At 59.9% G+C, this 10,041-nt stretch carries 7 protein-coding genes; 5 read left to right on the top strand and 2 right to left on the bottom strand.

What is annotated here, in order from left to right; genetic code table 11:
- The first annotated feature begins 588 nt into the window (after positions 1-588).
- Together AAAB16_RS10425 and AAAB16_RS10420 are read left to right on the top strand one after the other, a co-directional pair.
- Positions 589-2,841 (top strand): arginine/lysine/ornithine decarboxylase, encoded by a 2,253-nt coding sequence (locus tag AAAB16_RS10425; RefSeq protein ID WP_340663262.1) that lies wholly within the window; start codon positions 589-591, stop codon positions 2,839-2,841.
- A gap of 18 nt (positions 2,842-2,859) precedes the next feature.
- On the top strand, positions 2,860-4,206 hold the full coding sequence (locus AAAB16_RS10420; protein ID WP_340663261.1) for an amino acid permease: 1,347 nt from the start codon (positions 2,860-2,862) through the stop codon (positions 4,204-4,206).
- An 85-nt stretch (positions 4,207-4,291) separates the two neighbouring features.
- Here AAAB16_RS10420 and nhaB read toward each other — a convergent pair whose 3' ends face one another.
- Positions 4,292-5,785, bottom strand: coding sequence for a sodium/proton antiporter NhaB (nhaB, locus tag AAAB16_RS10415; RefSeq protein ID WP_340663260.1), 1,494 nt, complete (start codon positions 5,783-5,785; stop codon positions 4,292-4,294).
- 220 nt (positions 5,786-6,005) lie between these two features.
- Here nhaB and AAAB16_RS10410 point away from each other — a divergent pair, with 220 nt between their 5' ends.
- The 3 genes from AAAB16_RS10410 to nudC are packed head-to-tail and all read left to right on the top strand — an operon-like array spanning position 6,006 to position 9,366.
- A complete protein-coding gene (locus AAAB16_RS10410; RefSeq protein WP_340663259.1) occupies positions 6,006-6,818 on the top strand; it encodes a crotonase/enoyl-CoA hydratase family protein in 813 nt (270 codons plus the stop codon).
- A 41-nt stretch (positions 6,819-6,859) separates the two neighbouring features.
- Positions 6,860-8,536: a ferrous iron transporter B gene (locus AAAB16_RS10405; protein ID WP_110617702.1), complete on the top strand. Its 1,677-nt coding sequence runs from the start codon at positions 6,860-6,862 to the stop codon at positions 8,534-8,536.
- Positions 8,536-9,366, top strand: coding sequence for an NAD(+) diphosphatase (gene nudC, locus AAAB16_RS10400; protein ID WP_340663258.1), 831 nt, complete (start codon positions 8,536-8,538; stop codon positions 9,364-9,366). Before AAAB16_RS10405 ends, nudC begins: the two co-directional genes overlap by 1 nt.
- Here the strand turns inward: nudC and AAAB16_RS10395 are convergent.
- Positions 9,334-10,041: TSUP family transporter (locus tag AAAB16_RS10395; protein WP_340663257.1), on the bottom strand; the 708-nt coding region annotated here is incomplete at its 5' end. The two genes, nudC and AAAB16_RS10395, sit on opposite strands and share 33 nt — an antisense overlap.

Raw genomic sequence — 10,041 nt, 5'->3', positions numbered from 1 at the left:
CGTTTCACGTGCTCAGTTGGTTGGTAAGTTTGGAAGCGATTTATATATTAATGAGCGACTTCTATAGATACTCGTGTAGAAGTTCCGACGTATTTTCCCGTAACAATTGTTAAAAATGAAATAGTAGATGTTGCCAGAAAGTAATTATTAATTAGTCGAGTTGCTGTTTCTGCCGGTTATGATAAGAAGTCGGGGGTATACCGGGATTTCAGTGTATAAGTTTTGGGTCGGTGGGCCCTCATGCGACGGTCGCGCCTACCGCTTTTTTCAGTTGGTAGGTAAGTACACAAAATTGGGTGAAAAATAGACCGGTGTTTTGCTTTGGATGAGCGTTAAGAAGTGGGTCTGTCGTGCTGGGCTTTTTTGCCTGTGGGCATCGCTCGGGTCTGCTACGCGCACCAAAACGATTTAGGCGCGACCGCGATGGTGCGCGCAGTACACCCTAGGAACAGCCACTTCCCTGCGTTGATTTATCCCCGCGCGACCTTTTCGTATAACTCGCGCCACAGGGGGTTACGCCTGTTGGGGTGAGCCTCTACCCTGACGGTTGCACGGGCTCGGCCCGGTTACTCTTCAGGCGCTAATAGAATGTATAAAGACCTCAAGTTTCCCGTTCTTATCGTGCATCGCGATATCAAGGCCGACACCGTGGCCGGGGACCGTGTGCGGGAAATTGCCCGTGAGTTGGAGCTCGAAGGCTTCACGATTATTTCCACCGCCAGTTCCACCGAAGGCCGCATTGTGGCGTCCACGCACCATGGCTTGGCGTGCATTTTGGTCGCCGCTGAGGGCGCGGGGGAGAATCAGCGGTTGCTGCATGATGTGATTGAGCTGATTCGCGTGGCCCGTGTGCGCGCGCCGCAGTTGCCGATTTTTGCGCTGGGCGAGCAGGTGACGATTGAGAACGCGCCGGCCGAGGCGATGGCCGATCTTAATCAACTGCGCGGCCTTCTCTATCTGTTTGAAGACACCGTGCCCTTCTTGGCCCGGCAAGTGGCCCGCGCCGCGCGTAATTATCTGGATGGTTTGTTGCCGCCGTTTTTCAAGGCGTTGGTGCAGCACACGGCGGAGTCGAATTATTCCTGGCACACGCCGGGGCATGGCGGTGGCGTGGCGTATCGCAAGAGCCCGGTGGGGCAGGCGTTTCACCAGTTTTTTGGCGAAAACACCTTGCGTTCGGACTTGTCGGTGTCGGTGCCGGAGCTCGGTTCGCTGCTTGATCACACTGGGCCACTGGCCGAAGCCGAGGCCCGTGCGGCGCGTAATTTTGGCGCGGACCACACGTACTTTGTGATCAATGGCACCTCGACGGCGAACAAGATTGTGTGGCACTCGATGGTGGGGCGCGACGATTTGGTGTTGGTTGACCGCAACTGCCATAAGTCGATTTTGCATTCGATCATCATGACCGGCGCCATCCCGCTGTACCTGAGCCCGGAGCGTAATGAGCTGGGCATTATCGGGCCGATTCCGCTGAGCGAGTTCACTCGCGAATCGATTCAGGCCAAGATCGACGCCAGCCCGCTGGCCCGTGGCCGCGCGCCGAAGGTGAAACTGGTGGTGGTGACCAACTCCACTTATGACGGCCTGTGCTACAACGCCGAGCTGATTAAAAAGACCATCGGCGATTCGGTTGAGGTGCTGCACTTTGACGAAGCCTGGTACGCCTATGCGGCGTTCCATGAGTTCTACGCCGGCCGTTATGGCATGGGCACCTCGCGCACCGATGATGGCCCGCTGGTGTTTACCACCCATTCCACCCACAAGTTGCTCGCTGCGTTTAGCCAGGCGTCGATGATTCATGTGCAAGACGGTGGCGCTCGCCAGTTGGACCGTGACCGCTTTAATGAAGCGTTCATGATGCATATCTCCACCTCGCCGCAGTACGGCATCATCGCTTCGCTGGATGTGGCCTCGGCGATGATGGAGGGCCCGGCGGGGCGTTCGCTGATTCAGGAAACCTTTGATGAGGCGCTGAGTTTCCGCCGCGCCTTGGCCAACCTGGGCCAGAGCTTTAGCGGGCAAGACTGGTGGTTCAGCATTTGGCAGCCGCCGTTGGCGGAGGGCGCGGACCATGTCGCCACCCACGACTGGGTGCTTAAGCCGCAGGCCGACTGGCATGGCTTTGGTGATATCGCCGACGACTATGTGTTGCTTGACCCGATCAAGGTCACCTTGGTGACCCCCGGCCTGACGGCAGGCGGCGCGCTAAGTGATCGCGGTATTCCCGCAGCGGTGGTGAGCAAGTTCCTCTGGGAGCGTGGCTTGGTGGTGGAAAAAACCGGCCTGTATTCCTTTTTGGTGCTGTTCTCCATGGGCATCACCAAGGGCAAGTGGAGCACCTTGCTCACCGAGTTGTTGGAGTTCAAACGCAGCTACGACGCCAACGTGCCGTTAAGCCAATGCCTGAAATCCATCGCCAGCAGCGATGCCCGTTACCAGAGTATGGGCCTGCGTGATCTGTGCGATGCCTTGCACACCTGCTACCGCGATAACGCCACGCCGAAAGCGCTTAAGCGCATGTACACGGTGCTGCCGGAAGTGGCGATCAAGCCGGCGGATGCTTACAACCACTTGGTGCGTGGCGAAGTGGAGGCGGTGCCGGTGGATCAATTGCAGGGGCGGATTGCGGCGGTGATGCTGGTGCCGTATCCACCAGGCATTCCGTTGATCATGCCGGGCGAGCGTTTTACCGAAGCCACCCGCTCGATCATTGATTACTTGTCCTTTGCCCGCGTGTTTGACCGCAGCTTCCCTGGCTTCGACACCGACGTGCACGGCTTGCAGCACCAAGACACCCCGCAAGGTCGCTGCTATACCGTTGACTGCATCAAGGAGTAATTCAGCCAAGGGGGAGTCATGCGCCAAGAGCAGCAGAGTGCAGCAGGGACCATGGGCTTCTGGACCTGCTCGGCGCTGGTGGTGGGCAATATGGTCGGCTCGGGGGTGTTTTTACTGCCCTCCAGCCTGGCCGCCTTTGGTGGGTTGAGTCTGTTTGGCTGGCTGATTTCCAGCATTGGCGCGGTGGTTTTGGCCCTGACCTTTGCCCGTCTATCGCGCCTCAATCCCTCGGCCGGTGGCCCTTACGCCTACACCCGTGATGGCTTTGGGCCGTTTGCCGGTTACCTGTGCGCCTGGACCTATTGGAAAGCCGCGTGGATAGGCAATGCCGCTATCTCAGTAACCCTGGTCGGCTATCTGCAAGTGTTTATTCCCGCCTTGCGCGACCCGGTATTGGCCATCGGTACGGCCATCGCGGCGATCTGGCTGTGCACCCTGATCAACCTGCGGGGCATTGGCGCGTTTGGTGTGGTGCAGAACGTTCTCACCGCCCTCAAGCTCATCCCGCTGCTGTTAATCGGCATTCTCGGTTGGTTTTCCTTTCACCCTGAGTACCTGCGCATACCGCCGGTTGAAGCGCTGCCCGGTGGCGGCGGTTATGCCACAGCGATTGCTACCACGGCGGCGCTGACGCTGTGGTCGTTTATCGGCTTGGAATCGGCAACGGTGCCGGCCGAGCATGTCAAAGACCCCAAACGCACCATCCCACGCGCCACTATTTTCGGCACCTTGGTGGCGGCTGCGGTGTATATCTTGTCCATCACGGCGGTGCAGGGCGTACTGCCGCCAGAGGTGTTGGTGCGCTCCACGGCGCCTTTTGCCGATGCCGCGCAGGTATTGCTGGGGCCGTGGGGGTATTACTTTGTGGCCGGTGGCGCGGTGATCGCTTGCCTGGGCGCGTTAAACGGTTGGGTGCTGCTGCAAGGGCAAATCCCCATGGCCACCGCGCGTGACGGGCTGCTGCCGGAGTCGTTGGCGAAAACCAACAAACACAATGTGCCAGCCAACGGCTTGCTGGTGTCGGCGGTGCTGGTGACGTTGCTGGTGCTGATTGACGGGCAGGGCGACTTAGTCGACGTGTTTAACGTCATCATCCTGCTCGGCACCATGACGGGCGTAGTGCCCTACGCCTTCTGCACCGCCGCCTTGCTGCAGTTTCTGGCGGTCAAGCCTGAGGCCTTTAAACCCCGTGAGCGAGGCTTGCTGGTGGTGATTGGTTGCCTGGGCTTTATCTACTCCATGTGGGCGCTGTACGGCACCGGGCAGCAGGCAATTTTCTGGGGCTTCTTGGTATTGATGGCGGGCATTCCGCTATACACCTGGCGCCAGTGGCGTAACCGGGTGCATGGGGTGGCCACGTTGTAGGGGCGCTTTGTGTGGTGGTGCGCACACAGCACACCCTACGTTGAGCGAGCCGTAGGGTGTGCTGTGCGCACCGGCTTTTAATCCGTTACAACCAGTGCGCCACGGCCCACCACCCCAATACGCTCATGACGATGGTGTAGGGCAGCGCCATCCAGGTCATGCGCCCGTAAGACAAGCGCACCAGCGGCGCCAACGATGAGGTCAGCAAAAACAGAAACGCGGCCTGGCCGTTGGGGGTAGCCACGCTGGGCAGGTTGGTGCCGGTGTTGATCGCTACCGCCAAGGTTTCGAAGTGTTCACGGCTCATGGTGCCGGCCGCAAACTCGCGTTTGACCTCGGTGATGTAGATGGTGGCGACAAACACGTTATCGCTGATCGCCGAGAGCAGGCCGTTGGCGATAAACAGCATGGTTGGTTGTTGTTCTGCCGGCAGCGCCAGTACGGCCTGAATGATGGGGGTGAACAGCTGCTGTTCATGAATCACTGCCACCACGGCAAAAAACACCACCAGCAAAGCGGTAAAGGGCAGGGCGTCTCTAAAAGCGTTGCCGATGCGGTGTTCGTCGGTGATGCCGCTAAAGGCGGTAATCAGCACAATCACCAGCAGGCCGATCAGGCCCACTTCCGCCACATGAAAGGCCAGGCAGCCAATCAGAATGACCGCCGCGAGGCCCTGCACAATCAAGCCGGCCACGTCGGCCTGGGTGCGGGTTTGCGCTTGGCGCGCGGCATGCTCGGCAAGAACGCTGCGCACTGAGGCCGGCAACTCGACGCCGTAGCCAAACCAGCGCAGTTTCTCCAGCAGTACGCAGGTCACTAAACCTGCCGCCAGCACGGGCATGGACACCGGCGCGACATGCTTGAAAAAGGTGACAAAGTCCCAGCCCACTTCATGGCCGATCAACAGGTTTTGCGGTTCGCCAACCAGGGTGCACACGCCGCCCAGCGCGGTGCCGACCGCGCCATGCATCAGCAGGCTGCGCAGAAAGGCACGGAATTGTTCCAGGTCGTGGCGGTACGAGTCGGCGATGGTGCCGTCGTCACTGCTGTCGTCGTGGCTGCTGCTGGAGGCGTAGCGATGGAATACCGAGTAAAAGCCCAGGCACACGGTAATCACCACAGCGATCACCGTCAGGGCATCAAGAAAGGCGGAGAGAAACGCCGCCAGTAAGCAGAAGGTCAGGCCTAGCAGCGCTTTGGACTTCACTCCCAATAGCAGCTTGGAGAACACCAGCAACAGCAGGTCTTTCATAAAGTAGATGCCGGCGACCATAAACATCAGCAGCAAAATCACCGGGAAGTTATGCGCCAACTCGTCATACAGCGCCTGTGGCCCGGCCAACTTCAGCAGCAATGCTTCCAGCACCAATAGGCCGCCGGGTTGCAGCGGGTAGCATTTGAGCGCCATGCCCAGGGTGAAAATAAATTCGGCCACCAGCAGCCAACCGGCCACCACTGGGCCTAGCGTCCACAGGGCCAGTGGGTTAGCGACGAGAAAGGCGACAATGCACAGCTTGTACCAGCGCGGCGAGTGGCCGAGAAAGTTGTTGCCAAAGGCTTGAGCAAGCGAGGTGGGCATGGCGGGGTAGACCTTATTCGAATAGTGTTTTGGGCGTTGGCGAGATATCAAACAGATCAAGCGCTTAACGGCTTTACTGGAGTAGAGCTGTGAAGACCTGCGACGTGGCCTGCGTCACACCGCCGGCATCGACTTTTTGGGCGTGCTTGTTATAGTTGCCCGGTTTTATTCATAACAACATTCTATGCACGCGCGTGCAGCAGAATTGAGAGAGGCCAAGATGTCCGCCTACAAAGCGTTTCGTGTAGAACTGGCCGACAAGATCGCCCACGTGGTGATCAACCGTCCAGAAAAGGTTAACGCGATGAGCGCGGACTTCTGGACCGAAATCGTGGAAATCTTCAACTGGATCGACACCAACGACGAAGTGCGGGTGGTGGTGATCTCTGGCGCCGGCAAGCATTTCTCCTCGGGCATCGACCTGATGATGCTCGCCCAAGTCGGCAGCCAACTGGGTAAAGACCCCGGCCGTAACGCCGAAGTGCTGCGGCGTAAAATTCTCGAATTGCAAAGCTCGTTCAACGCTGTAGATGCCTGCCGCAAGCCGGTGCTGGCGGCTATTCAGGGCTACTGCCTGGGCGGCGCCATCGACCTGATCAGCGCCTGCGACATGCGTTATTCCACGCTGGACGCGCAGTTCTCGATCAAAGAAATCGACATGGGCATGGCCGCTGATGTCGGCACCTTGCAGCGTCTGCCGCGCATTATTGGCGACGGCATGATGCGCGAGCTGGCCTATACCGGGCGCACCATTGGTGGTGAAGAGGCGCGCAGCATTGGCTTGGTTAACCGCACCTATGTTGATGAAGTGGCGTTGTTGGACGGTGTCTTCGGCATTGCCCGCGAGATCGCCAGCAAGTCGCCGATCGCCATCCGTGGCACGAAAAAAATGATTGGTTATATGCGTGACCACCGCGTTGACGACGGTTTGGAATACGTCGCCACCTGGAATGCCACGATGTTGCAGTCTGCTGATCTGCGCGTGGCCATGGCCGCGCACATGAGTAAGCAAAAGCCGGAATTCGCAGACTGATGCGCGCGAATTTCTCACTGGCGCGGGAGGCGCAGTAGGCCATGGTTTCTGGAGCCACATCTTTAAGCTTGGTGCGCGACGAGCTGTTCGCCACCATGGAAGAGGCGGAACTGAGCCTTGAGCAGTTTATTGCCGAACGCAACAACGGCAGCCTGCTGCAACAGGCGGTGGAGTACCTGCAGCAAATTCGCGGCACGCTCAACCTGATCGAACTGGCCGGCGCTGAATTGCTGGCTCAGGAAGTGCTCGAGCAGGCCACCGATATTCCCGAAGGCGCCGGTGAAGAGCGCGATGTGCAGCTGTCAGCATTGAGCAATGCCCTGCACGTGCTGCGTCGTTACCTGGAAAACGTTGAAATGCACCGCCAGGAGCTGCCTGAGCTGCTGCTGCCGGCGATTAACGACCTGCGCGCCGCTGGCGGTCAGCCGCCGCTGCCGGAGAGTTTTTTCTTTAGCGCCCGCCTGGACCAAACCCGCCCCGAAACCGGCGCGCTGGTTGACGTTGCGGCCTATACGGCTGACTTGCGCCGCCTGCGGCAGATGTATCAAGTGGGGCTGCTCGGCTTTATTCGCGAAGAAAACCCGCAAGCGGGCCTGAAGCTCATGGGCCGCGCCCTGACCCGGCTCGACAGCCTGTTTGCCAGCCAAGCCCGTGGTCGCCTGTGCTGGATTGGCGCTGCGGCGTTGGAAGCCCAGGTCGACGGCCAATTGCTGGCGCGCAAATCGCGTAAACAGCTGTTCGCCCGTATCGACCGCGAGCTTAAGCAACTGCTCGGCAACGCCAGCTATGAGGCGCCGCGTAACCTGCTTAAAGAGCTGCTCTATCTTGTTGCCTTGGCCGACAGCCATGGTCCGCTGGCGACTCAGGTGCGTGAAGTATTTGCCCTGACGCCGCTGCCATTCACCGATCAACTGCTCGAAGAAGAATCGCAACTGCTGGCCGGCCCAGGCCGTTCGGTGATGCGTTCGTTGTCGTCGGCGATCCGCGAAGAACTGGCCAGCGTTAAAGATCTGCTCGACCTGATTGAGCGTGGCACCGTCGACAGCGAACGCCTGACCACGCTGCATGGTTTGCTCGGCAAACTGGCAAAAACCTTGGGCATGGTTGGCCTGAGCTCTGCTGGCGCAACCTTGAGTAATCAGCTGCAAGTGGTTGCTGGCTGGAACGATGCCGAGCCGATTGAAGTGCCGGCGCTGCACAAGCTGGCCGACGCGGTGCTGTACGTGGAAAGCATGGTGGCCAGCCTGGAAAGCGGCGAGCGCCGTGATTCGCGGCCGCAGGAAGTGCAGCCGGGTGATGAAGCGACCTCGTTTGCCCAGCACCAATTGAGCGAGGCGCGGATTGTCGTGGTCGATGAGTCGCAAGCCGGTCTGGCCTTGGCCAAGCGCGCGATCACCTCGTATCTGGAATCCAACGGCGACAAGCTGCATTTGGCCAACGTGCCGTTTAGCTTGCAGGCGGTGCGTGGTGGCTTGTGGTTCCTCAATCAGCAACGTGCCGCCCTGCTGGTCGGCGCCTGCGCGGACTACATCCAAACGCAGATGATCGAAGCGCCGCAAATGCCGTCTGAGCAAATGCTCGAAACCCTCGCCGACGCCCTGACCAGCCTTGAGTACTACCTCGAAGGCGGCGCCGTGTTGCGCCCGGAAACCGTGCCGAGCGTGCTCGACCTGGCCGCCGAAAGCGTGCGCGCCCTTGGTTTGCAGGTGGCGGCCTGATGAGTAAAAGTTGGGAGCCGGCAGTACTGGACATCACCCAGGGCGGCGGCTGGGCCGTGGCGCATTTTCGCGGCGGCTTCCTGGCCGATAGCAATGGCGTGCTGTTTCCCCGCGAGTGGTTAAAGCGCCAGGATTTGCCCGCGTTTGAAGAACACGGCCTGGGCCATTTCGATGGCGATGCCATTTACTTGTTGGACTTTGCCCAGGCGCCGCAACTGGACGGCTGCACCTTGCTGACCTTGCGTCAGCACATGATGCAAAGCGACGCCGATACCTTCCGTTTGTTGGGCTTTGCCGCGCAGATCGCCACCTGGGCCGATAACTATCGCTTCTGTGGCAGCTGCGGCACCCGTACCCAGCGCTCGGCCACTGATCGTTCGGCTACGTGCCCGAACTGCCAGGTGGCGCATTACCCACGTCTCTCGCCGAGCATGATTGTGCTGGTTACCCGTGGTGACGAAGTGCTGCTGGCGCGCTCGCCGCGTTATGTGCCGGGCATGTACAGCACCCTGGCCGGCTTTGTTGAGCCGGGCGAGTCGGTGGAGCATTGCGTGGCGCGTGAAGTGCGCGAAGAAGTCGGCGTGGAAATCAAAAACCTGCAGTACCTGGGCAGCCAGAGCTGGCCATTCCCGCATTCGCTGATGTTTGGTTATCACGCCGAATATGCCAGCGGCGAGATCGTGATGCAGGAAGAAGAAATCGAAGATGCGCAGTGGTTCAAGATCGATAACCTGCCGCCACTGCCGGCCTCACGCTCGATTGCCCGCTACCTGATTGACGTCTATCTGGCGCGCCGCTTAGGCCTGCCCGAACCAGTGCTGCCAAGCTAGGCGCACGGTCAAGGCCAACACCACACAGATAAACACCGGTCGAATAAATTTCGAGCCGCCGGAAATCGCTGTGCGCGCGCCGAGAAACGCCCCAGCCATCAGCGCCACACCCATGCTCAGGCCAAGCACCCAGGCCACTTGCCCGCCGATGATAAACACCACCAGCGCGGTGATATTGCTGACGAAGTTCATGCTGCGCGCCACGCCGCTGGCGCGGAGTAAATCGAGCGGGTAGAGCAGCAGCGAACTGACGGTCCAGAACGCGCCGGTGCCAGGGCCGGCGACGCCGTCGTAAAAACCCAGGGCCAGGCCTTGCGGCCATTGCCGGCGCTGCGCAATCGGTGCATCGCTGATTACCGGCGCGGTCGGCGTGCGGCTAAACAGCAAGTAAATACCGCAGGCAAACACCACCACCGGCAGCATTTGCATCAGCCACTCAGCCGGCAACCAATGCGCCAGGCTGGCGCCCAATACCGAGCCGATGGCGGTGGCGATCAGGCCGTAGCGCCAGGCTTTGGGGTCGAACAGTTTGCGCCGGTAGAAGGCCAGGCTGGCGGTGGCCGAGCCAAAGGTCGCGCACAGTTTGCTGGTGCCCAGCGCCAGGTGCGGGGGGATGCCGGCGGTGAGGAGGGCGGGCATGGTCAGCAGGCCGCCACCGCCAGCGATGGCATCGAT

Origin of the sequence: Pseudomonas sp., from assembly GCF_037994325.1 — a bacterium.
Lineage (GTDB): Bacteria > Pseudomonadota > Gammaproteobacteria > Pseudomonadales > Pseudomonadaceae > Aquipseudomonas.
The sequence above is the reverse complement of the archived record's forward strand: the minus strand, read 5'-3'. Positions and strand labels throughout refer to the sequence as shown.